Source organism: Nocardia sp. IFM 10818 (assembly GCF_054655275.1).
This window is the reverse complement of sequence record NZ_BAAHJH010000001.1, coordinates 62,306-84,676: the sequence shown is the minus strand read 5'-3', so window position 1 is coordinate 84,676 and position 22,371 is coordinate 62,306. Positions and strand designations below refer to the sequence as shown.

The following is a 22,371-nucleotide window of genomic DNA, read 5'->3' as shown; positions in this document are numbered from 1 at the left end:
TCCGTGGGGCGGGGACGGTTAGGCGAGCTTCCTCATTCTGCGCTGCCGGGCCGGCTGCTCCGTCGTGAAGGCCGTCCGCTCGGTCCGGGCGATATCCAGGCCGGGGGCGACGCCGTTGCGCAAGGAGTATTCGATCATGCGCTGACTGATCGCGCGGAAATTCAGCACCATGCCCACCCAGAACGGGGAGACCACGCGGCGGGAGCGGCGGGCCAGGGCGCGTTCCATGGCGTCGATGGCCGGGCCGAGCGGGGCGATGCCGGAGACCGTGCTGCGGCCCAGAATGCTGCGGGCGGCCTCGGTGTCGAAGCCGCGGCTGGTCATCTCGGTGTCGAGTTCGGCGAAGTAGGCGACGCCGACCTTGGCGCCGGTGTGGCGCAATTCGATGCGCAGGGTCTGGCCGAGGGCGTCCACGGCCGCCTTGGACGCGCTGTAGGCGCCCGCCAGGGGTAGGTGGACGGCGGCGGCCAGCGAGGACACTAGCAGGATGTAGCCGCCCGGGTGCGCGATGTGCGGGCCGGCGGCGCGCAGCGTGTAGTACGCGCCGAGCACATTGACGGCGAGGGTTTCCTCCAGCACCAGCGGGTCGCCGCCGAGCAGGGGAAGCTGTTTGGCGATACCGGCATTGGCGACCACCGCGTCGAGACCGCCGAGCTCCTCGGCGAGTGAATTGATGACGCGCTCGACCTGCGCCGGATCCCCGATGTCGCAATAGCGCCACGGCGCGTCACCGCAGTCGGCGGCGACATCGGCCAGCAGGGCCTCCTCGATGCCGAGCAAGGCGACCCGGGCGCCGTGCGCGTGCAGCTGGCGGGCCAGGCTCGCCCCCAATCCGCGTGCGGCCCCGGTGATCAGGATGCGTTTTCCGGCGACCAGCGGGGACGGGCGTAGGAGACCACGGCGCGAACGTCGGGCCGTGCTGGCGTTCATGCGGACGACAGTACCACTGACGAACACTTCTGTTCGCAAACTTCACGGTCGTCTTTCGCGCGCGGATACCCCGGCCCCGAATGACCCCCCGCGAGCCCCCCGTTAGGGTGCCTATTGACGGAGGGCCAGTGAGAGGGCCGTCCACGTCAGAGAGGACCAATCACCGTGGAGATTTCGGGCTCCGCCGCCATCGTCACCGGAGGTGCGTCCGGCCTGGGCGCCGCCACCGCCAAGCGATTCGCCGACGCGGGCGCCACCGTGTTCGGACTCGACCTCGCGCAGTCCATCGAGCGCGCCGGCGACAGCGTCCCCGCCGGTGTCACCCTGATTCCGACCGACGTCACCAGCGCCGACGAGGTGGCCGCCGCGGTCGCCAAGGTCGTCGAATCCGGTGTGCCGCTGCGCATCGTCGTCAACTGCGCCGGTGTGGGCTGGGCGGGACGCATCCTGTCCAAGAACGGCCCGCACGATCTGGAGCTGTTCCGCACGGTGATCACCGTGAACCTGCTCGGTTCCTTCAATGTCATGCGCCTGGCCGCCGACGCCATCGCCAAGACCGATCCGGTCGACGAGTACGGCTCGCGCGGCGTCATCATCAACACCGCCTCCGTGGCGGCGTTCGAGGGCCAGATCGGGCAGATCGCCTACTCCGCGTCCAAGGGCGGCGTCGCCGGCATGACCATTCCGGCCGCGCGTGACCTGGCGCAGTTCGGCATTCGCGTGAACACCATCGCGCCCGGCATCATCGACACCCCGATGCTGGCCGGTGTCACCGAGGAGTACCGCAAGGGCCTCGAGGCCGGTGTGCCGTTCCCGTCGCGCCTGGGCCGGCCGGACGAGTACGCGCAGCTGGCGCAGTACATCACCGAGCACGACTACCTGAACGGCGAGACCATCCGCATGGACGGCGCTCTCCGCATGGCGCCGCGCTGACGCTGGGTCTCGGGGGCTTCGCCCCCAAACCCCCGAAGAGAGGGGAACCGGGGGCCAGGCCCCCCGCACCCCCTTTGAAAGACAGGGCGGGCCACGCCCCCTACCCCCGCTGAAGGGCAGGGCGGGCCAGGCCCCGTACCCCCGCTGAAGGGCAGGGCGGGCCAGGCCCCGTACCCCCCGCTGAAGGGCAGGGCGGGCCAGGCCCCCGTACGCGATGAACGGTAGGGCGGGCAACCGCCCGAGCCCCGAAACGCAGACAAGGCCCGCACCGAATCCGGTGTGGGCCTTGTTTTTCAGGCGGGTTGGGGCTTGCGCCCTAGGTCACCGCGCTGGGTTTCAGTGAGGGCGGACGGCCGCGGCCTGCGGACCCTTCTTGCCCTCGGTGATCTCGAAGCTCACGGCCTGGCCCTCTTCGAGCTGGCGGTAGCCGTTGCCTTCGATTTCCGAGTAGTGAACGAACACGTCGGGGCCGTCTTCGCGGGCGATGAAGCCGTAGCCCTTCTCCGCGTTGAACCACTTGACGGTGCCCTGAACCATTACCTTCTCCTGACGAGGCATTTCAACCACCGCGGTCGCGGTGGTCCGGTCGATCAGAAGGCGGCTTACTCCTTGCTTGCAAGAGGAAGCGACGCCCGCACAATGTTCCGCGCGAGCATGTAAAACACGAACACGAAAAACTTACGACCAAGACGTACAACGTACGCGTCTCGAGAGAGTTCCCGAAATCGACGGGGGATAACAAGCGTCACATTTGCGCCATCTCGAGCATGACCGAAATCCGCGCGCCCGCGGCCACACCCCGGAGGCGGTAGCGGCCCCCGCGTCCAAACCGCGGGGGCCGCATGAACATCCAGATCAGAGGATGTCGCCTCGCCGAGTCAGAGCGTGCGCGCGAGGCGATCGGCGAGGATCCGGGCGAAGTGCGCCGGGTCCTTCAGTTCCCCGCCCTCGGCGAGAACGGCTGTGCCGTAGAGCAACTCGGCGGTCTCGGTGAGTTCGGCGGGCTTGACATCCTCGTCCTTGACCTTCGCGAAGGCATCGCGCAGGCCGGTGACCAGGGGGTGCGCCGGGTTGAGCTCGAGGATGCGCTTGGTTTCCGGGAGTTCCTGGCCGGAGGCCCGGTACATGCGCTCGAGCATCGGTGTGAAATCGAACACATCGCCGACGACGCAGGCCGGGGAGGTGGTCAGGCGGGAGGTGAGGCGGACCTCCTTCACACTGGCCTCGAGGGCTTCCCGCATCCAGCCGAGCAGCTCGGCGAAGTCCTTCTCCTGCTGCTCGCGCAGCGCCTCGGAGGACTTCTTCTCCTCCTCGGTCTCCAGATCGACCTCGCCCTTGGCAATGGACTGGAACGGCTTGCCGTCGAACTCCGGCACCGAGCCCACCCACATCTCGTCGACCGGATCGGTCAGCACGAGCACCTCCAGGCCCTTGGCCTTGAAGGCTTCCATGTGCGGGGAGTTCTCGATCTGCTGCCGGGACTCGCCGGTCATGTAGTAGATGGCCTGCTGGCCCTCCCGCATGCGTTCGACGTACTCGGCCAGGCTGGTGAGCTCGGCTTCGGAATGCGTGGAGGCGAACGACGAGACCTGCAGGATGGTTTCGCGATTGTCGGTATCGGAGAGCAGGCCCTCCTTGAGGACCCGGCCGAATTCCTTCCAGAAGGTCTGGTACTTCTCCTGATCCTCGGCGCCGCGCATGTCCTTGACCGTGGACAGCACCTTCTTGACCAGGCGCTTGCGAATGGCCCGGATCTGCCGGTCCTGCTGCAGGATCTCGCGGGACACATTGAGCGACAGGTCCTGTGCGTCCACCACGCCCTTGACGAAGCGCAGATACTCCGGCATCAGCTCTTCGCAGTTGTCCATGATGAACACCCGCCGCACGTACAACTGCACGCCGCGCTTGTGCTCGCGCATGAACAGGTCGAAGGGCGCGTGGCTCGGAACGAACAGCAGCGCTTGGTATTCGAAGGTGCCCTCGGCCTTCATGGGGATGATCTCGAGCGGATCGTCCCAGGCGTGCGAGACGTGCTTGTAGAACTCCTTGTACTCCTCCTCGGAGACCTCGCTCTTGGGGCGGGTCCACAGGGCCTTCTGGGAGTTCAGCGTCTGGGTCTCGGTGATCTCCTTCTCGGTCTTCTCCTCGCCCTCGCCCTCCATGACGGTGCGCTTGACATCCATGCGGATGGGCCAGGCGATGAAATCCGAGTACCGCTTCACGATCTCGCGGAGCTTCCACTCCAGCGTGTAGTCGAAGAGGTGATCCTCCTCGTCGGCGGGCTTCAGGTGCAGCGACACCGCGGTGCCCTGCGGAGCCTCGTCGAGCTCTTCGATGGTGTAGGTCGAGCTGCCCGCGCTGGATTCCCAGCGAGTGCCCCCGGTTTCGCCCGCCTTGCGAGTGGTGAGCGTGACCTTGTCCGCCACCATGAAGGTCGAGTAGAAGCCGATGCCGAACTGGCCGATGAGCTCCTCGGCCTCGGTCTGCGACTTCTTGGCCTCCAGCAGCTGCTTGCGCAGTTCCGCGGTGCCGGACTTGGCCAGGGTGCCGATCAGATCCACCACTTCGGCGCGGGACATGCCGATGCCATTGTCGCGGACGGTGAGAACCCGGGCGTCCTTGTCGACCTCCAGCTCGATGTGCAGGTCGGAGGTGTCTACGTTCAGATCCTTGTCGCGGAACGACTCGAGCCGCAGCTTGTCCAGCGCGTCGGACGCGTTCGAGATCAGTTCCCGCAGGAAGGTGTCCTTGTTCGAGTAGACCGAGTGGATCATCAACTCCAGCAGCTGATGGGTCTCGGCCTGAAACTCCAGGTGTTCGACGTGTTCGGTCACGAGGCGATACTACGACGCGCGAAATCGGCGATGGCCGGAACCTCGGCATCGGCCCGTTGGGTCATCCACTCCCGCAAGGCCTTCGTGGCGAGCACATCGTCCTCGTTGTATTCCAGGATGCGGGTGCGCTGCGACATGTCCGGTTCACCGCCGTCATAGGCGACCGCCAGGCGATACCAGGCCATGGACGCCTCTCCCCCGGCCTCGGCGTCGCGCCAGGCGAAGCCGGCGACGGGCGCGATCTTCTTGAGCCCCTTGCCGTTCGGGCAGATGAACTGCTCGGAGACGGCCTGGAACATGTCCACCCACTGCGGACCGTCCACGAACTGCTGCACCTGCTTCTCGGTCGGGACGCCCGGCATACCGGCGAAACGGCGGGCCGACTCGTAGAGCCACTTGTCCTCGGCGGTGCGGGAATAGCAGTAGGCGGCAAAGGTTTTGCCGTTCGCGGCGGCCTCGGCGCGAACGCCCATGAGCCACGTCCAGAACTCGGCGAAGGAGCGGCCCTCGTCGATGGTGGGCAGCGGATCCCAGGTGACGAAGGGGCGGTAGACGCCGTCCAGCAGGGTGCCCCACAGATAGGCGCCGTGCTCCTGGAAGCTCTCCAGATCCACGTCCACCTCGACGTCGGCGCGCTGCACCCGCACCTGCTCCACCCGCCGCACCAGGGGTGCGCCGGTGGCCCAGGCCCGGGCGGTCACAACGGTTTCGGTGAACGGCTCGTACTGCCAGTCGTCGGGATCGTCACCGGTCCAGGCGGCCAGATCGTCGATGGTCTCCACGCCGTGCCGGCGCAGCACCTCGGCGCGCGAGCCGGGGGCCACCAGGCTCACATCGCGGTGCTCGGACAGCCACTGCGAGCAGCTGGGCCTGCCCTCCTCCGGGGTGCGGGTCCACCATGGGCACTGCCGGCATTCGGGCACCTTGGACGGGACCGTGGGCAGTTCGCCGCGCACCACCGCGATGCGGTCGGCGTAGCGCACGTCGTAGTCGTCGAGGACGGCGGCGAGATCGTGCACCAGGATGCGGTCGAAGTGATAGCCGATGGCGCCGCCCACCAGGGCCGGGCTGGCATAGCCGTGCCGCTGCAGCATGCGATACAGATGCGCGAGCCGCTGGGTGTCGCGCGGCTGCGGGCGGGTGCGCACGTGCCGGTCCGGCTGCGGATCCCAGTGGTGGAGACCGCTCGTCGTCGGGTGGTAGTCCGCCGGATCGGGCTGGCGGGGATCGGTCACCTTGTGGTTCACCACGATCACCGGGATGTAGCCGCCGCGATCGCCGTCGCGCCACAGGATTTCGCAGCCGCCGCGGCGGCCGGTATCGGATTCCTGTGGCAGCAGCCCGCCCCAGATCCGCTCGATCCCGGCCGCCATGGCCGCCATGGTCGCCGCGGCCCGCTGGCCCGCGGACAGGGCCGGATCGATCACCAGCCAGCGGTCCGGATCGGCCGCGACCAGCGTGTCCCGCACATTCGATCGATGCGCCGCCGCGGCTTCCCGCCGCTGCTGCACCCCCGCGTCCTCCGCGACCCCGGTCAGCACTCCCGGATGCGAAGCGTCCAGAAACAGCCGGTGCCGGCACCCGATCAGCGAGCGCGCGTCAAGGAACGCAGCCCTCTCGCCATGGTCACCGATGCCCGAATACACACCCGCCAGTATGGCGGTAACCCCCGACATCGATCCCCGCCCGCCCCGGCGTTGCCCCGGCGCGCCTAATTCGGGCCTCCGGACCGGAACCCGGCTTTCCGACCCGATAGGGTGGGGCAAACTGTGTTACATGGGCGGACAGGCATATCCCCCGGCCCTGTGCTGCCATGGCGAACCAGCATGACGGAGGCCATTTATGGGGTTGTTCACCAAGCGCAAGAAGCGGGTCAGCCGCCGAGCCGAGGCGAAAGCCCTCAAGCACAAGGCCGCGATGGAGGCCAAGCTCGGGGCGCGCAACGAGCGCAAGCGTCATCGCAGCGAAGCGCGCACCCAGGAGAAGGTCGCCAAGGCCGAGATCGCGAAGCTGCAGGCCGAGGAGAAGGCCGCGCTCAAGCTGGCCGCCAAGGCCGAGCGGGATCCGTTCAGCCCGGCACAGGTGAAGAAGTATCTGGGCGTGGCCCGGATCCTGCTGCCGGTGCTGGCGCCACTGGCCTACCGGGCCGCCACCCTGGTGCGCGGCCAGCTCGACATCCGGCGGGCGCAGCAGCTGGGCATCGGCGTGAATCAGCTCGGCGAATTCTCCGGTCCCGGCGCGAAACTCCAGGCCCGGCTGGCGAATGTGGAAGGCACCCTCGCCGAGGTGGAGCGCAAGAATCCGAACGACACGGACGTCAAGAAGTTCGCCGCCACCACGCGTGACCGCCTGGACAGCCTCGCCGCCGCGGTCCGCACCGCCGCCCAGATGCCGGTGCAGCGCCGCCGCGCCGTGCACGCCTCCATCTCCAATGAGCTCTCCGGTATCGAGGCCGATGTGCTCGCACGCCTCGGCGTGAACTGAGCCGAAAGCGATGCGCCGCCGCGATGCAGCCGACGGCCGGGGGGCAACCCCCGGCACGGTCGGCACACGGCGCGGCGGCGCATTCCGGCCGAGCGCACGCCGGAGAGACGGGGAGCGCGGCAGAGCCGAATCCAATGCTGTGCGTGGCTGTCTCGCGGGCGCCGTCATGGCGGCGCTGGCGGTGGCGGCGCACGGCTGGGCCGGGGGCGGGTATCCGGGATCTGCCGGGCTGACCTTGCTACTGCTGGCGGCCGCGGCCGTCGGGGCGCTGGTGGCCCTGCTACCGGTGCGGCACTCCCCCGCCGCGGTGCCCGCGCTGATGGCCCTCGGCCAGCCCGCCGGGCACGTCGCGTTGAGCGGCCTCGCGCACGGCGGGCACGGTTCGGGGGCAGCGGATTTCGTCGTGGACGGCGCGATGACGGTGGCGCACGCCATCGCCGCGATCGCCTTCGCCTTCCTCATCCTGATTGCCGAGCGGCTGTATACGGTTGTCTCGCAGGCGCTTCGGGTGGTGTCGACGCGGCCCGCCGCAGGGCCGGTGCGGGCCGGGTCGGCGCGCTGGGCGCACGCCGCGCCCGTGCTGCGCGGGCGGCTGGTGCGCGGCGGGTTCGGGCCGCGGGCGCCACCGGTTGCGGTGTGACTCCCCTTCACCCGTAACCCTTTGTCAGAAAAGGCAATCCATCCATGCACACCTCTCTTTCGCGTGGGCTCGTCGCGGTCGGTGCGACCGTGGGCCTGACGCTGCTGGGCGCCGGTACGGCCGCCGCCCATGTCACCGTGGAGGCGCCCGGCGCCAAACAGGGCGGGTACTCCGTCGTCACCTTCAAGGTGCCGACCGAATCCGATACCGCGTCCACCACGAAACTCACCGTCACGGTGCCGAATCTGAAGTCGGCGCGCACCGAACCGCTGCCGGGCTGGTCGGCCAAGGTCGAGCGGAACGACAAGGGCCAGGCCACCGCGGTCACGTGGACCGCGGACCCGGGCAATCCGGGTGTCGGCCCGGGCCAGTTCCAGCGCTTCGTGCTCTCGCTGGGCCCGCTGCCCGAGCAGGAGACCCTGAGCTTCGCCGCCGTCCAGACCTACAGCGACGGCAAGGTCGTGAACTGGGATCAGCAGGAGAATGCCGACGGCACCGAACCGGAGCATCCGGCCCCGTCGCTCACGCTGGCCTCGAGCAATGGCGGTGACGACCACAGCGTCGGCGACACCGCGGCCGCGGAGCAGAAGTCGGAGGACACCACCGCTCGCTGGCTGGGCGGGATCGGCCTGGCGCTCGGCGCGCTGGGCGCCGCGCTCGGTCTGGGCGCCGTGATCCGGAGCAAGAAGGCATGACGCGCAAGGTATTCGCCGGTCTGATCACCGGCCTGCTGGTCACCGGTTTCGCACTCCTGGGCGGCGGTGTGGCCAATGCGCATTCGGCCGCCATCGCCTCCACCCCGGAGAACGGGGCCAAGATCGACGCCGCCCCGGCGCGGGTCAGCGTCACTTTCAACGAGGATCTGCAGGCCAGCTATCCGTCCATGACGGTCACCGGCCCGGACGGCAATCTGTGGTCCAAGGGGCAGCCGCTGGTCGAGGGTCCCTCGGTGAGCATCGAGGTCGGGGAACTGGGCCCGGTGGGCGAGTACACCATCGCCTACCGCGTCACCTCCGCCGACGGCCATCCGGTCAGCGGCACCCGCAAGTTCGAACTCACCAAGGCGGGCAATGGAACTCCGGGACCCAAGGCCGACTCCTCGGCCAAGGCCGGCGGTTCCGACGGCGGCGGCGTACCGCTGTGGGTGTTCATCGCGGGCGCGGTGGTGCTGTTCGGCGGCGGCCTGGCCTTCGCCCTGCTCGGCGGTAAGGGCAAGCGGCGCAAGTGAATCGGTCCGACCGCACCGATCGCCGCCGGGAACCCGGGACGACCGGCAACACCGTACGCCGGCTGTTGCTGGTCGTCCCGCTCGGCCTGGCCGGTGCGGGCCTGGCCTGGCTGCTGGCCGCGAACGATCCCGTACAGCCGGAGGCGCCCGCCCGGGTGCTCGCCGATTGCGCGGGCGCGACCGTGCTCGGCCTGGCCGCGCTGCCGCGCCTGCACGAGCGGGTGAGTCCGGCCTGGCGCCGGCTCACCATCCTGGCCGGGCTCTGGGCGGCACTGGAATTCACCATGCTGGCGCTGGAAGCCGCCGAGGTGCAGGGGATTCCGCTGCGGCGCATGAGCGCGGGACAGTTCGGCGAGTATCTGACCACGGTGAGCGGCGGGCAGATCGGCATCGCCATTCTGATCGGCTGCGGTGCGGTGGCGGTCTACAGCGCGTTCGCGTTTCGCAGTCCCGACCGCGCCACCGTCGATCTGGTGCTGGTGTTCGCCGCGGTGACGGTGGCGCTGCGGCCGATTACCGGGCACATGTCGCAGCAGATGTTCGGTTCGGTGCTGGCGGCCGTGCACGCGCTCGCGGCCTCGGCCTGGTTCGGGCTGCTGCTGGCGCTGGCGCTGACGGTCCGCACCCGGGGCGAGTGGGCGGTGCTGCTGCCCCGGTATTCGGCGTGGGCGTTGCCGCTGGCCGCGGCGGTGGCGCTGACCGGCGTGGTGAACGGGCTGATCCGGGTGGGCGGTCTCACCGCCCTGGCGACCACCGGCTACGGCCGCATCCTGCTGGCGAAGACGCTGCTGCTGGTCGCGCTGCTGGCGCTGGGCTGGTGGTGGCGCACCCGCTGGGTGCCGCTGGCGGCCGATCATCGCATGACCGCCGAATCCTCGTTGCGCCGTGCGATTTCCGAAGTGCTGGCAATGGCGGTAGTGTTCGGCTTGGCCGCCACGCTGGCCGTCACCGCGTGATCTGCGCCTCTCCCCGCCTCCTGTGAGAGGCAGACAGAATTAGAACACGTTACAGTTTTGCGCATGACCGAAGTCAAGATCGTCGCGGACTGCGCCGCCTCGGCCGAATCCGCCTTCGCCTATGTCAACGACTACCGGCACCTGCCGAAATTCATCAATGAGATCAGCGCCTTCACCCCGCTCACCGAGCAGACCGAGGGCGTGGACGCCACCTTCGACGGCACCATCGCACTGGGACCCGTCACCCTGCATTCGACCATCAAGATCGTGCGGCATGAGCCGGGCGTGGCCATCGGGGTCAAGTCCATCAAGGGCTTCGAGATCGAATCCACCTTCCTCTTCCACGACAAGGGCGAGGAATCCTGCACCATCGACGCCATCGTGGACTACAAGGTCCCGGGCGGCATCGCGGGCAAGGTGCTCGGCAAGACCATCGAGCCGTTCGTGAAACTGGCCGTGAAGGGCTCCACCAAGAACCTGGTCACCCAGGTCGCCGCCTTCCACGCCGCCCGCGCCAGCGCCTGAGCCACGGGGTCGTCAATGGCGCCGACCCCCCGAGTTGTCCCCCGCCGCAGCACCGGGGATCCTGGGCACATGCCCGAACGCGCCGCGCCGAATCCGCTCGAACGGATCGGCTACGTCTGGGGCCGCACCCTCCCGCCGAGCATGCGGGACTGGGTACTCGAGGATCTGACCGGACCCGGCGCCACCCGCCGCTATCTGCTGCGGATTCTCGTTCCGATCATTCCCGTTCTCTGCCTGTTCCTGCTGCTGCCCGGGCCGACGTGGATGGGGCTGGCCATGATGGCGCTGCTCTATATTCCGCTCATCTATTTCACCGCGGCGCTCATGTACGTCTACCGCCGGCATCGGCTCATCAAGCACGGCCTGGATCCCGCACTCGCCGATATCGATCGGCGCACCCGCGAGGCCGCCGACCGCATTGCCTATGAACGGCGGCACGGCCGCGCCTGATTCCGCGCGGAGCCTGAACGCTCTCTGTGGTTCCGCTCTCGGTTGCGGCGGCGCGCCCGTTCGCGGCATACGCTCGGTGGGAAGACATTTGTTGCTTCGGGTTCGTGGGAGAGCCAGATGGAACCTCACTGGGCCGCCGCACATTTCCGCGCGGGGGACGACGATCGGGATCGGGTGGTCGAAGCGCTGAAACAGTGCTTCACCGAGGGACGGATCGACGCCGACGAATTGTCCGATCGAATCGGGTTGGCGCTCAATGCCAAGACCTACGGCGATCTGGAACACGTCATGACCGGATTGCCGGCGGTCCGGCTCGGACCGGCCATCTATCCGAATACGCCGATGCTCTACGGCCCGCAGCCGCCCGGGCCGCCGCGCAGGTCCAACGGCATGGGGATCGCCGCCTTCATCCTCGGCATGTTCGGGATCGCCTGCGGCATCACCGCGCTGCCGGCCATCGCGCTCGGATCGGTGGCGCTGGCGCTGGATTCGCAGCGGGAGGACAAGGGTCTGGCCATCGGCGGTGTGGCGCTCGGCGCGGCGTGGATGCTGGTGTACGGGATGTGGTTCTTCCTCTGACTCACCCGAGGTCCGGACGCTCCGCCACGGTGCGCTCGAACGCGCGCAGATCCGCCTCCAATTGCCGGAAAAGCCAATAGTCGCCGAGGAATCCGAGCACGCCCGCCAGGCACAGCCACTTCATGGGCTCGATGACCAGCGACACCTCGTCCGGCCGCAGCGCCATGAATCCGGTGACCACGGCAATGAGCGGAATCGAGGCCGCCACCGCGAGATAGCGGGTGCAGCGCCGGCTCAGGGCCCGCAGATCACGGTCGTCGGCGGTGGTCTCACCGTGGATGAGCAGGGCCGGATAAATGCAGCGGACGATGAAGAAGGTGATCAGGAAGAACGGGTAGGCCACCGCCACCGTGCCCGCGACCAGCAGGGTCGCGGCGAAGTGCAGCACCTGCGGCAGCGACAGATCGGTATAGGCCAGCAGGATGAACGGCGTCAGCACCGCATGCTGCAACCAGCCCGCGAAGGCGGCCCACGCCACCCGGTCCCCGTCCACCAGCGTGTCGCGGCGGGCCGCGGCCAGTTCGGCCGGATCGTAGCGCCTACCGCGCTGCAGGCCGCGCCACACCAGAAAAGCCTTGCGGCACATGAAGTTCGTGACGATCAGCACCAGTACGGTGGTGAACAGCCCGAACAGTCCGCTGATGTTCTGTAATCGCAGCTGCTCGTCGTGCGGTATCCAGGCGTCGAACAGCGGGCTGCTGTGCAGATTGCTGTACAGCACCCCGAGAATGCCGCCGGTCGCGCTCGCCAGAGTGATGATGCCCAGCAATGACCACGGTCCGGCCTTGGCGCGCCAGCTGCCCGCGGGCGGATCCACCAGATCCCGGGCACGCTGATCCAGACATAGATCCAGCTGCCGGGCCAGTTCCGCGCCGGTGGCCCAGCGGTCCTCCCGATTCGGGGCCAGGCACTTCAGCAGCACGCGCCGCAGCGTGGGCGGGCAGTCCGGCGGCAGCAGCGACTGCTGCGCCCGATCCAGTTCGCGCCGCCGCAATTCCAGCATGCGCTCGAGCGAGGACTCCGAATCGCCCGCCCGGGACTCGTCGTCGAAGGGACGCCGGCCGGTGAGCAGCTCCCACAGCACCACACCGAGGGCGTAGATATCGCTGCGGCCGTCCAGATCCTCGGCGCTGGCGGGCAGGTGCGGATGGCAGGCCGCGAGCTGCTCGGGCGACATGTAGGCGAGGGATCCGCCGAAGTAGGCCAGCGGGCTGGTCCCGGCCACGTGCAGGCTGAAGCTGATATTGAAGTCGGCGAGCTTGGGCACCCCGTCGGCGGTGAGCAGCACGTTGGCGGGCTTGATATCCCGGTGCAGCACGCCGTTCGCGGCGGCGTAGTCGAGTGCGCGGGCGAGCCGGCTGCCCAGCCAGGCAACGGTTTCCGGCCAGCTGCGCGCGGCGACGCCGGCGCGGGCGGCGGATTCGCTCGGCACCAGCCCGCCCTTGTCCCGCATGGCGCGGTCGACGGCCTCCAGCAGCAGTGCGCCCGAGCGCTGCTCGGGCGGGCGTTCGCGCACCAGGCTCAGCAGCCGCGACAGCGTCCCGCCGGGCAGATACTGCATGTACATGAGCTTGAGTTCGTGCTCGGCCATCAGCCGCTGATCGAAGACGCGCACGATGTTCTCGTGGTCGAGCTGGGCGAGGGTCTCGGATTCGGTGCCGTGATTCTGCGAGATCTTCACCGCCACCAGCCGCTGCATGGATCGCTGCCGGGCCAGGAAGACGCGGGCGAAGGCGCCGCTGCCCAATTCGACGAGCAGGTCGAAATCGTCCACCCGGTCGCCGACCTCGATGACGTCGAGGGCGGCGCGGGCCTGCGGCCGGGCGATGAGGGTGCTGCGGTAGTCGCGCTGATCCCATTCGATCTCGGTGGAGGCGGCCTCGGTCGGGAAGCCGCTGTGGTCCAGGCCGCGACCGGAGCGGCGCAGGGCGTGGAATTCCTCGTAGGCCAGATCCGGCGGCAGCGGCCCGGAGCGCAGTTCGTCGTATTCCAGGCGGTATTCGGCCAGCCGTTTCGGGAAGTCGTAGCGAATCCACCGATACTCGAGATCGATCTTGATCAGCTCGATCAGGCACAACCGGCGCAACTCCGGTGCATCCGGCAGGAATCCGGCCAGCTCCGGCGGCGCGCCCGCGGCCTCCCACGCCGCGGTGAACCGGGCGGTGAGCGCGGTCAGCAGCGAGCGGGTTTCATCGACAGCGTCGGAATCTATGGCCGGCTCCACATTCATGCCCTCCCCTGCAACCGGCGTGTACGTGCGGATCAATTCTCAGCTGTTCAATCGTTGATCGCACCCGGATTGCTTCACCAACTACGCTCCGGGGCATGAGTGAGCAGTTTCCCGACCGGATCTGGGGATCACGCACCAATCTGCTGTCGCGCCTTGCCAGTCCGTTCGCCGCGACGACCTTCGGCTCGCTGGTGATCCGGAAGTTGACCCCGCTGGATCGCCGGGTGCTGGAGCGTACGAATGGCAAATACACCGTGCTCGGGCCGATCGGCGCCCCGGTCATCCTGCTCACCACCATCGGCCGCAAGTCCGGGCAGCCGCGCACCAGCCCGCTGCTCTATGTGCACGGCGGGGACGTGCTGTATGTGATCGGCAGTAATTTCGGGCAGGCCAAGCACCCGGCGTGGACCGGAAACCTGCTGGCCACCCCGGCCGCCGAGGTCACCATCGCCGGACAGCGCATCCCCGTGACGGCGACGCTGGTCGAGGACGAGGGTCGCAAGCAGGAGATCTTCGCCAGGTTCGAGGAGACCACCGAGGCGTACACCGCCTACAAGAACCGCACCACGCGTGATCTGCGAATTTTCGCCCTGACAAGATAGGCCCGTGACCGAATCAGCAAACGCAGTGGCCACCGCGGATCTGGCCGATGAGATCGGCCCCGAGATCCGCAGCTGCGACACCCAGTTCATTCAGTTCGGCGGGCGCGAGGCGTTCGCCGGCCGCATCGTGACCATTCGCTGCTTCCAGGACAACCTGCTGGTCAAGCAGACCCTCGGCGAACCCGGCGAAGGTCGCGTGCTGGTGGTCGACGGCGGCGCCAGCGTGCACACCGCCCTGGTCGGCGACATCATCGCCGGCCGCGGCGTGGACAACGGCTGGGCCGGGGTGATCGTCAACGGCGCGGTCCGCGACTCCGCGATCCTGCGCACGCTGCCCATCGGCATCAAGGCGCTGGGCACCAACCCGCGCAAGAGCACCCAGACCGGATCCGGTGACAAGGACGTGCCCGTCGAGTTCGGCGGCGTCACCTTCGTGCCGGGCGACATGCTCTACAGCGACCACGACGGCGTGGTGGTCAGGGCCGAGTAAGGGGTTCCGGGGGCAACAGCCCCCGTATCTCCCCGTCAGGCAGAGGCGACCCGGGCGCGGTGCCCGGCCAGCGTCACCACGTCGCCCGCGTGTAGCTGCCGGCCGCGGCGCAATTCCACCTCGTCGTTGACCCGCACCAGGCCCTCGGCGATCACGGTCTTGGCCTCCGAGCCGGAATCGATGAGATTCGCCAGTTTCAGGAACTGGCCGAGTCGAATGACCTCGTCCGCGATCGGAACATCGACTGGATCCGTCATGGGGTACATCCTTACCCGCGCGCCGCGAGAGTCCAAATACCGGCCCCCGCAACCGGCCGGTAAGTGGTGCGTGGCCGACACGAACGCGGTTCTGAGTGCGCGCGGGCAAGCGCACCGTACACACTGGTGCGGTGACTTCGACGCAGGACCGGCAACACCAGGACAGCGATCACAGACCGGACGCGCGCGCACCGGAGGTCCCGCACCGCGGGCACGGCCGGTTCCGTGAGGTCCCGCACGTCGCGGGCCTGATCCTGGGCGTCTTCGCGGCCGTCTGCGCGCTGTGGAGCATCTCGCCGGCCCTGCGGTATCTGACCGCGCCGCTGCGGCACTACGTCGACGACTACTACTTCGACGCGCCCGACACCTCACTGGTGTGGGCCGTGGTGGTCGGCTTGCTCGCCGGCGCCACCGCCAGCCGCAAGCGCATCGCCTGGTGGTTACTGACCGGCTACATGGCGGTGTACGCCCTGGCCAACGCATTGGAATTCGCCGCCGAGAAGGACTTCAACGCCCTGGTGGCGCTGCTCGTCCACCTCGTGGTCATCGGCGTCCTGATCGCGTCCTGGTCGGAGTTCTACACCCAGGTGCAGCGCGGCGCGGTGTGGCGGGCGCTGGGCTGGCTGGCCGGCGGGCTCGCGCTGGGCTCGCTCATCGGCTGGGGACTGATCGAACTCTTCCCCGGCACCCTGGCGGGCGGCGTGCAGCGGCCGCTGTGGTCGATCTCGCGGGTGACGGCGGCCATCCTGGTCAGCAATGAGAACTTCGACGGGCACCCGCCGCATCTGGTGAACCTGCTGCTCGGCCTGTTCGGCGCCATCGCCCTGCTGGCCGCGGTGGCGGTGCTGTTCCGGTCGCAGCGAGCGGCCAACGCGCTCACCGGAATCGACGAGTCCGCGCTGCGCGGGCTGCTGGAGCGCTCCGATGTGGAGGACTCGCTCGGCTACTTCGCCACCCGGCGCGACAAGGCGGTGGTGTTCGCGCCCAGCGGGAAGGCGGCCGTCACCTACCGCGTGGAACTCGGGGTGTGCCTGGCTTCCGGTGATCCCATCGGCATGAAGGAGGCGTGGCCGCACGCCATCGACGCCTGGCTGCGGCTGGCCGACCAGTACGGCTGGGCCCCGGCCGTCATGGGCGCCAGCGAGCTGGGCGCGACCGCCTACGGCCGGGCCGGGCTGTCCGCGCTGCGCCTGGGCGACGAGGCCATTCTGGAGACCCGCAGCTTCTCCCTGGCCGGGCCGGATATGAAACAGGTCCGCCAGGCCGTCAACCGGCTCTCCAAACAGGGCGTCACCGTGCGGGTGCGGCGGCACAAGGAGATTCCGGCCGAGGAGATGCGGGAGGTCATGCGCCGCGCGGAGGCCTGGCGCGATACCGAGACCGAACGCGGCTTCTCGATGGCGCTCGACCGCCTCGGCGATCCCCTCGACGGCGAGTGCCTGCTGGTGGAAGCGGTCGAGCCCGCCCGCCAGCCCACCGCCACCCGCAACGGACGGCCTTCGGCCGACTCGCCCGAATCCGGCGACCGCGTACTGGGCATGCTCTCGCTGGTCCCGTGGGGCCGCACCGGCGTCTCCCTGGACCTCATGCGCCGCGACCGCCAAAGCCCCAACGGCGTCATGGAATTGATGATCTCCCGGCTGGCGCTCACCTCCGAGCAGTACGGCATCACCCGCATCTCGCTGAACTTCGCCGTCTTCCGCGCCGTCTTCGAAGAGGGCGGGCGCATCGGCGCGGGCCCCGTGCTGCGACTGTGGCGCAGCATTCTCATGTTCTTCTCCCGCTGGTATCAGCTGGAGGCGCTGTACCGCTCGAATGTGAAATACCAACCGGATTGGGTGCCGCGCTTCTCGATGTTCGAGGAACGCCGGCACCTACCGCGGGTCGCCATCGCCAGCGCGCTCGCCGAGGGCTTCCTGCCGCGCATCGGCAAGGATCACGACGCCTCCGCGCACACCGGCGTGCGCTCCTCGGTGCCCGCCACCATTACCGGGCTGCACGCCGACGGCAGCCCGCCCGAGCCGACGCCCGAGGAGCTCGAGGAAGCCGGACCGCGCCGCCCCGAACAGGTGCGGGTGCGCATGGACAAGCTGAACAAGCTCGAGGCCGCGGGCATCGACGCCTACCCCGTCGCCTATCCGCCCACCCATACGGTGGCCGCCGCACGCCGCTCCCCGCAGGGCACCACGGTGCGAGTCTGCGGGCGGCTCTTGCGGATTCGCGACTACGGCGGCGTCATCTTCGCCCTGGTGCGCGACTGGTCCGGGGAGATCCAGCTGGTCATCGATCGCGGCCGGGTCGGCGCGGAGCACGCCGCCGAATTCGACGAGTACTTCGATCTCGGCGACCTCATCGAGGTGAGCGGCCAGATCGGGCGCAGCCGGCGCGGCGAGCTGTCTTTACTGGCCGCCGACTGGCGGATGCTCGGCAAATGCCTGCACCCGCTGCCCGACAAGTGGAAGGGCCTGGCCGATCCCGAGGCGCGCGTGCGGCAGCGCTACGTCGACATGGCCATCAATACCGATATCCGCGAGCTCATGGCCAAGCGCAGCGCGGTGGTGCGCTCGCTGCGGGACACCTTGCACGGCTGGGGATTCCTGGAGGTCGAGACGCCGGTCCTGCAGCGGGTGCACGGCGGCGCCAATGCCACCCCGTTCACCACCCACATCAATGCCTACGATCTGGACCTGTATCTGCGCATCGCGCCCGAGCTGTATCTCAAGCGGCTGTGCGTGGGCGGTATGGAGAAGGTCTTCGAACTGGGCCGGGTCTTCCGCAACGAGGGGGCGGACTTCTCGCACAATCCCGAGTTCACGGTGCTGGAAGCCTATGAGGCGCACAGCGATTACGAACGCATGATGCACACCTGCCGTCAGCTCATCCAGGAGGCCGCGGTGGCGGCCAACGGGAAGATGGTGGCGCTGCGGCCGAAACCGGACGGCACCTTCGACGAAGTGGACATCTCCGGCGAATGGCCGGTGCAGACCGTGCACGGCGCGGTCTCGGAGAAACTCGGCGAAACCATTACGCCCGACACCGATGAGGAACGCCTGCGGCTGCTCTGCGACAAGGCCGGCGTACCGCATCAAATGGGCTGGGACACCGGGCAGATCGTGCTCGAGATGTACGAGCACCTGGTGGAATCGCAGACCGAGGAACCCACCTTCTACATCGACTTCCCCACCTCGGTCTCACCGCTCACCCGCCGGCACCGGCACATCGCGGGCGTCACCGAACGCTGGGACCTGGTGGCCTGGGGCGTCGAACTGGGCACGGCCTACAGCGAATTGACCGATCCGGTGGAACAGCGCCGCCGGCTCACCGAGCAGTCCATGCTGGCCGCGGGCGGCGATCCGGAGGCCATGGAGCTCGATGAGGACTTCCTGCAGGCCCTCGAGCACGCCATGCCGCCCACCGGCGGGCTCGGCGTCGGCGTGGATCGGGTGGTCATGCTGCTCACCGGTCGCAGTATTAGGGAAACCTTGCCATTCCCATTGGTGAAACCGCGCACCAGCTAATCTGAGTTGGGCCCCGGGAGGAGGGCCGTTCCGATTCGAGAGGGGCTTCCGATGTACTACCTCGATATGATGACCCAGGCGAACCTGCTGGATCACACCGTATGGACCGATCCGAACACCTGGACCTCGGCCATCGAATACGAGGCCGCCAAGAAGAAGAGCAAGCGCGGCGGCGGTTTCTGGATCTTCGCCGCGGTCTGCTGCATCGGCGTCATCGCGCTCGTCCTGGGCATCGTCTACCTCATGACCAAGCGCAAGAAGCAGCAGTAGCGCCGCCCCGCCGGGCAATGTGACGGTACGGTGCGGCAGAGTGATGGCGTGCAGTTGATCCTCGTCCGCCACGCTCAGCCGCAACGCGTCACCGAGCTGTCCGGCCCGGCCGACCCGGATCTCACCGAGATCGGCCTCGAACAAGCCGCGCGCGTGCCCGCCGCCCTGGCCCATCACCGGATTGCCCGGGTGGTGAGCAGCCCGCAGCTGCGGGCGCGGGAAACCGCCCGTCCCACAGCCGAAAAGCTGGGGTTGGCCGCCGACATCATGGACGGCCTCGCCGAATACGATCGCGACCTGCCCGCCTATATCCCCATCGAGGATGCCAAGCGCGATTTCGCCGGCGCCTATGCGCGCATCAAGGCGGGCCACCTGCCCGAGCAGATCGATGGCCCGGCCTTCATCAGCCGTGTGCTGGACGGGATTTCGGGCATCGTGGCGGCAGCGGACCACGCCGAGACGGTCGTCGTCTTCGCGCACGGTGGCGTGATCAACGTCCTGCTCCAGGATGTTCTGCGCCTGGAGCGGCCGCTGACCTTCCCGATCGACTACTGCTCGATCACGCGAATCCTGTACTCGCGCACCGGCGGACGAACCGCTGCCACCATCAACGAAAACGGGCACGTCTGGGATCTATTGCCCCGCAACCTGCCCCAGTGATGGGAAGGTGTGGGGGCCAGGCCCCCACACCCCTTAGGCGGCGCCCGCCAGCCAGTTGTGCATCCAGGTCAGCGCGGTCTGCCCGCCGCCGACCGGGTAGTACCCGTAGCTGGTGTGCTTGCCGGTGCGGAAGAACTGCTCGAACTGCTTGGCGCGTTCCTCATTGGCGCCCTCGCTGAGCTGCGACTGCAGCGTCGGGATGCCGCCCTGCGCCATCAGATCGTTCATGATCGCGCCGAACTCGAGCTGGTACCGCCACAGATTCACCGGGTTCGGATTCGAGGTCTGCGCCAGGAAGCCGGCGAAGCGGCTGACGAAGTCGCTCTCCTCGGTGGAGCAGTACAGATCGCCGAGGGCGCAGACGGTGCGCACCTTGTCCGCGATCCAGCCGAAGCCGCCGACGCGCGGCCCGCCCGCACCCATGCCCGGCGCGGCCGGACCGATCTGGATATCGGTGGGCGAGCGCCGCGGATCCGAGATGAGCGCGACCGCGCCGATCCGATCCGGGGGCACCACGCCGAGTCCGGTGCCGATCTCGGCGGCCAGATCGCCCGCGGCGTCCGCGCCCTGGCTGTAGCCGGTGATGGAGATGGTGGTGCCGGGGCAGCGGGTTCCCATGGCCGCCACCATGCCTCGCGCCTTGTCGATGGCGTCCTTCTTGGATGCGCCGTAGACGTCGCCCTCCCACGGGAAGGCGGTGGCCGCGTAGACCACATAGTCGACCTGACCCGGTAGCCCGTCGGTCACATCCGACAGCATTCCCGGTTCGGGCGCCTTGTCCCGGCCGGTCTCCCAGGTTCCCGGAATCGCCACCGTATACATGACCGGGCATCCCGGGTCTGCCGTAACGGGGCCGCTGCCGAGCACGATTCCCGACATGAGCACGCTCGCTGCTGCCCCCGCAGCGGCGACAACCTTCTTCAACCGCATACTGCTCCAGTTCACGCCATTTGCCCGGGACCGCTGTGACCGTCCCGATTCCCGATCATGGTGAAGTCGCCGGATGTCCATCCGGTGCACTGAGGGTTAACCGAAGTAACCGCCCCGTATGAGATGCGCGAAGCAGACCGCGTGACAGAGATCAGCGACACACCGCGCATAACAATAAAGGGGCCTTTCGCACTGCGCCAACCAACTGCCGCAATCTGTCCGAATTCCTCGTACACCACAGCATTCGCGCCCGGCTCCCGGACACGCGAAAGCGCCCGCGGACCCTGGGGTCCACGGGCGCTTCGGGTTTCGGCGCCGGGAGCGGGTTACCGCTGGGCGACCATGGTGGGGGTGATCGGGGACGGGAGCGCGGTCTCGCCCTCGAGGAACTTGTCCACCGCCGAGGCGCAGGCGCGGCCCTCGGCAATGGCCCACACGATCAGCGACTGGCCGCGGCCCATATCGCCGGCGACGAAGACGCCGGGAACCGTGGTGGCCCAGTCATTGTCCCGCTTGACGTTGCCACGCTGGTCGTAGCCGACGCCCAGGCCCTCGAGCAGGCCGTTCTTCTGCGGGCCCACGAAGCCCATGGCCAGCAGCACCAGATCGGCCTCGAGGGTGAAGTCGGTGCCCTCGACCTTCTCGAAGCGGCCGTTGACCATCGTCACCTCGTGCGCCTGCAGCCCGGTGACCTTGCCGTTCTCGCCGACGAAACGCTCGGTGTTGACGGAGAACACGCGCTCGCCGCCCTCCTCGTGGGCCGAGGAGACGCGGTACATGAGCGGGTAGGTCGGCCACGGGGTGGAGGAGGCGCGCTCCTCCGGCGGACGCGGCATGATCTCGAACTGGTGCACCGACTCCGCACCCTGGCGGTGCGAGGTGCCCAGGCAGTCCGCGCCGGTGTCGCCGCCGCCGATGATGACGACCTTCTTGCCGCGCGCGTGGATGGGCGGCAGGCCGTCGGCATCGGTGATGTCGTCGCCGAGCTGGACGCGGTTGGCCAGCGGCAGGAACTCCATGGCCTGGTGGATGCCGTCCAGATCGCGTCCCGGCACCGGCAGGTCGCGAGCGATGGTGGCGCCACCGGCGAGCACGATCGCGTCGAACTGCTCGCGCAACGCCTCGGCGGTGATGTCCACGCCCACGTTCACGCCGGTCTTGAAGATGGTGCCCTCGGCCTCCATCTGCGCGATGCGGCGGTCGATGAAGCGCTTCTCCATCTTGAATTCCGGAATGCCGTAGCGCAGCAGGCCGCCGATGCGGTCGTCGCGCTCGAACACGGTCACGGTGTGGCCGGCGCGGGTCAGCTGCTGGGCGGCGGCCAGACCGGCGGGGCCGGAACCGACGACGGCAATCCGCTTGCCGGTCAGGCGGGTCGGGTAGACCGGGGTCACCCAGCCCTCGTCGAAACCGTTCTCGATGATCTCGACCTCGACCTGCTTGATGGTCACCGGATCCTGGTTGATCCCGAGCACGCAGGACGCCTCACACGGCGCCGGGCACAGCCGGCCGGTGAACTCCGGGAAGTTGTTCGTGGCGTGCAGCCGGTCGAACGACTCCTTCCAGGCGCCCTTGTACACCAGGTCGTTCCACTCGGGAATCAGGTTCCCGAGCGGGCAGCCATTGTGGCAGAAGGGAATGCCGCAGTCCATGCAGCGGCTGGCCTGGGTCCGGAGCGTGTCCTTGGAGAAGTTCTCCTCGTAGACCTCTTTCCAGTCCATGAGGCGCAGCGGAACCGGACGGCGCTTCGGCAGTTCCCGGGAAGTGTGCTTCAGGAAGCCTTGTGCGTCACCCATTTACAACTCCAGTCGTGCTAGCAAAGTTCTCGGCGAAGGTCATGTCAGCCACGCGCGGC

The 22,371-nt window shown here is 68.4% G+C and carries 22 protein-coding genes; 14 read left to right on the top strand and 8 right to left on the bottom strand.

Annotated features, from left to right (window positions below; all coding sequences use genetic code 11):
- Positions 1–18: 18 nt before the first annotated feature.
- Positions 19–930, bottom strand: a complete 912-nt coding sequence (locus ACYQ5L_RS00390; protein WP_459954832.1) for an SDR family NAD(P)-dependent oxidoreductase — start codon at positions 928–930, stop codon at positions 19–21.
- Between the two features lie 165 nt (positions 931–1,095).
- Here ACYQ5L_RS00390 and ACYQ5L_RS00385 point away from each other — a divergent pair, with 165 nt between their 5' ends.
- Entirely contained in the window at positions 1,096–1,863 is a 768-nt protein-coding gene (locus ACYQ5L_RS00385; protein WP_379193904.1) for an SDR family NAD(P)-dependent oxidoreductase, read from the top strand.
- 336 nt (positions 1,864–2,199) lie between these two features.
- Here ACYQ5L_RS00385 and ACYQ5L_RS00380 read toward each other — a convergent pair whose 3' ends face one another.
- The 3 genes from ACYQ5L_RS00380 to ACYQ5L_RS00370 form a co-directional block, all read right to left on the bottom strand.
- The gene (locus ACYQ5L_RS00380; RefSeq protein WP_033085228.1) at positions 2,200–2,400 is read right to left on the bottom strand and encodes a cold-shock protein; all 201 of its coding nucleotides are present in this window, start codon (positions 2,398–2,400) and stop codon (positions 2,200–2,202) included.
- 341 nt (positions 2,401–2,741) lie between these two features.
- The gene (gene htpG / locus ACYQ5L_RS00375; RefSeq protein WP_459954831.1) at positions 2,742–4,697 is read right to left on the bottom strand and encodes a molecular chaperone HtpG; all 1,956 of its coding nucleotides are present in this window, start codon (positions 4,695–4,697) and stop codon (positions 2,742–2,744) included.
- Positions 4,694–6,373 carry a TM0106 family RecB-like putative nuclease gene (locus tag ACYQ5L_RS00370; protein WP_459954830.1) on the bottom strand — a complete coding sequence of 560 codons (1,680 nt, stop codon included), beginning with the start codon at positions 6,371–6,373 and terminating at the stop codon, positions 4,694–4,696. Before ACYQ5L_RS00370 ends, htpG begins: the two co-directional genes overlap by 4 nt.
- A 166-nt stretch (positions 6,374–6,539) precedes the next feature.
- Between ACYQ5L_RS00370 and ACYQ5L_RS00365 the strand changes: the two genes are divergently transcribed.
- The 8 genes from ACYQ5L_RS00365 (at position 6,540) to ACYQ5L_RS00330 (ending at position 11,559) form a co-directional block, all read left to right on the top strand.
- Entirely contained in the window at positions 6,540–7,181 is a 642-nt protein-coding gene (locus ACYQ5L_RS00365) for a DUF6474 family protein (RefSeq protein WP_459954829.1), read from the top strand.
- A 139-nt stretch (positions 7,182–7,320) separates the two neighbouring features.
- Complete coding sequence (locus ACYQ5L_RS00360) at positions 7,321–7,821, top strand: hypothetical protein (protein ID WP_459954828.1); 501 nt, start codon at positions 7,321–7,323, stop codon at positions 7,819–7,821.
- Between the two features lie 44 nt (positions 7,822–7,865).
- On the top strand, positions 7,866–8,516 hold the full coding sequence (locus tag ACYQ5L_RS00355) for a YcnI family copper-binding membrane protein (protein WP_459954827.1): 651 nt from the start codon (positions 7,866–7,868) through the stop codon (positions 8,514–8,516).
- Complete coding sequence (locus ACYQ5L_RS00350; RefSeq protein WP_459954826.1) at positions 8,513–9,049, top strand: copper resistance CopC family protein; 537 nt, start codon at positions 8,513–8,515, stop codon at positions 9,047–9,049. Before ACYQ5L_RS00355 ends, ACYQ5L_RS00350 begins: the two co-directional genes overlap by 4 nt.
- Positions 9,046–10,005, top strand: a complete 960-nt coding sequence (locus ACYQ5L_RS00345) for a CopD family protein (protein WP_459954825.1) — start codon at positions 9,046–9,048, stop codon at positions 10,003–10,005. The genes ACYQ5L_RS00350 and ACYQ5L_RS00345 overlap by 4 nt, the downstream gene beginning before the upstream one ends.
- A gap of 63 nt (positions 10,006–10,068) precedes the next feature.
- Entirely contained in the window at positions 10,069–10,530 is a 462-nt protein-coding gene (locus ACYQ5L_RS00340) for an SRPBCC family protein (protein ID WP_459954824.1), read from the top strand.
- A 69-nt stretch (positions 10,531–10,599) separates the two neighbouring features.
- Positions 10,600–10,980: a DUF5313 family protein gene (locus ACYQ5L_RS00335; protein ID WP_459954823.1), complete on the top strand. Its 381-nt coding sequence runs from the start codon at positions 10,600–10,602 to the stop codon at positions 10,978–10,980.
- 117 nt (positions 10,981–11,097) lie between these two features.
- On the top strand, positions 11,098–11,559 hold the full coding sequence (locus ACYQ5L_RS00330; RefSeq protein WP_379193895.1) for a DUF1707 and DUF4190 domain-containing protein: 462 nt from the start codon (positions 11,098–11,100) through the stop codon (positions 11,557–11,559).
- A 1-nt stretch (position 11,560) separates the two neighbouring features.
- On the opposite strand, the gene ACYQ5L_RS00325 is transcribed toward ACYQ5L_RS00330, so the two are convergent.
- Positions 11,561–13,789 carry a serine/threonine-protein kinase gene (locus ACYQ5L_RS00325; RefSeq protein ID WP_459954822.1) on the bottom strand — a complete coding sequence of 743 codons (2,229 nt, stop codon included), beginning with the start codon at positions 13,787–13,789 and terminating at the stop codon, positions 11,561–11,563.
- Positions 13,790–13,884: 95 nt separating this feature from the next.
- On the opposite strand from ACYQ5L_RS00325, the gene ACYQ5L_RS00320 reads away from it, so the two are divergent.
- Together ACYQ5L_RS00320 and rraA are read left to right on the top strand one after the other, a co-directional pair.
- Positions 13,885–14,391, top strand: a complete 507-nt coding sequence (locus tag ACYQ5L_RS00320; protein ID WP_459954821.1) for a nitroreductase/quinone reductase family protein — start codon at positions 13,885–13,887, stop codon at positions 14,389–14,391.
- A 4-nt stretch (positions 14,392–14,395) separates the two neighbouring features.
- Positions 14,396–14,881: a ribonuclease E activity regulator RraA gene (gene rraA / locus ACYQ5L_RS00315; RefSeq protein ID WP_459954820.1), complete on the top strand. Its 486-nt coding sequence runs from the start codon at positions 14,396–14,398 to the stop codon at positions 14,879–14,881.
- Between the two features lie 35 nt (positions 14,882–14,916).
- Here rraA and ACYQ5L_RS00310 read toward each other — a convergent pair whose 3' ends face one another.
- A complete protein-coding gene (locus ACYQ5L_RS00310) occupies positions 14,917–15,138 on the bottom strand; it encodes an RNA-binding S4 domain-containing protein (protein WP_459954819.1) in 222 nt (73 codons plus the stop codon).
- Positions 15,139–15,269: 131 nt separating this feature from the next.
- Between ACYQ5L_RS00310 and lysX the strand changes: the two genes are divergently transcribed.
- From lysX to ACYQ5L_RS00295, 3 genes are read left to right on the top strand one after another with little or no spacing between them, the layout of a single operon-like run.
- A complete protein-coding gene (gene lysX / locus ACYQ5L_RS00305) occupies positions 15,270–18,656 on the top strand; it encodes a bifunctional lysylphosphatidylglycerol synthetase/lysine--tRNA ligase LysX (RefSeq protein WP_459954818.1) in 3,387 nt (1,128 codons plus the stop codon).
- Between the two features lie 51 nt (positions 18,657–18,707).
- Positions 18,708–18,926 carry a hypothetical protein gene (locus tag ACYQ5L_RS00300; protein WP_459954817.1) on the top strand — a complete coding sequence of 73 codons (219 nt, stop codon included), beginning with the start codon at positions 18,708–18,710 and terminating at the stop codon, positions 18,924–18,926.
- 48 nt (positions 18,927–18,974) lie between these two features.
- Entirely contained in the window at positions 18,975–19,586 is a 612-nt protein-coding gene (locus ACYQ5L_RS00295; protein WP_459963280.1) for a histidine phosphatase family protein, read from the top strand.
- 33 nt (positions 19,587–19,619) lie between these two features.
- Here ACYQ5L_RS00295 and ACYQ5L_RS00290 read toward each other — a convergent pair whose 3' ends face one another.
- A complete protein-coding gene (locus ACYQ5L_RS00290; RefSeq protein WP_459954816.1) occupies positions 19,620–20,516 on the bottom strand; it encodes a cutinase family protein in 897 nt (298 codons plus the stop codon).
- 326 nt (positions 20,517–20,842) lie between these two features.
- Entirely contained in the window at positions 20,843–22,312 is a 1,470-nt protein-coding gene (locus ACYQ5L_RS00285; protein WP_459954815.1) for a glutamate synthase subunit beta, read from the bottom strand.
- Positions 22,313–22,371 lie beyond the last annotated feature (59 nt).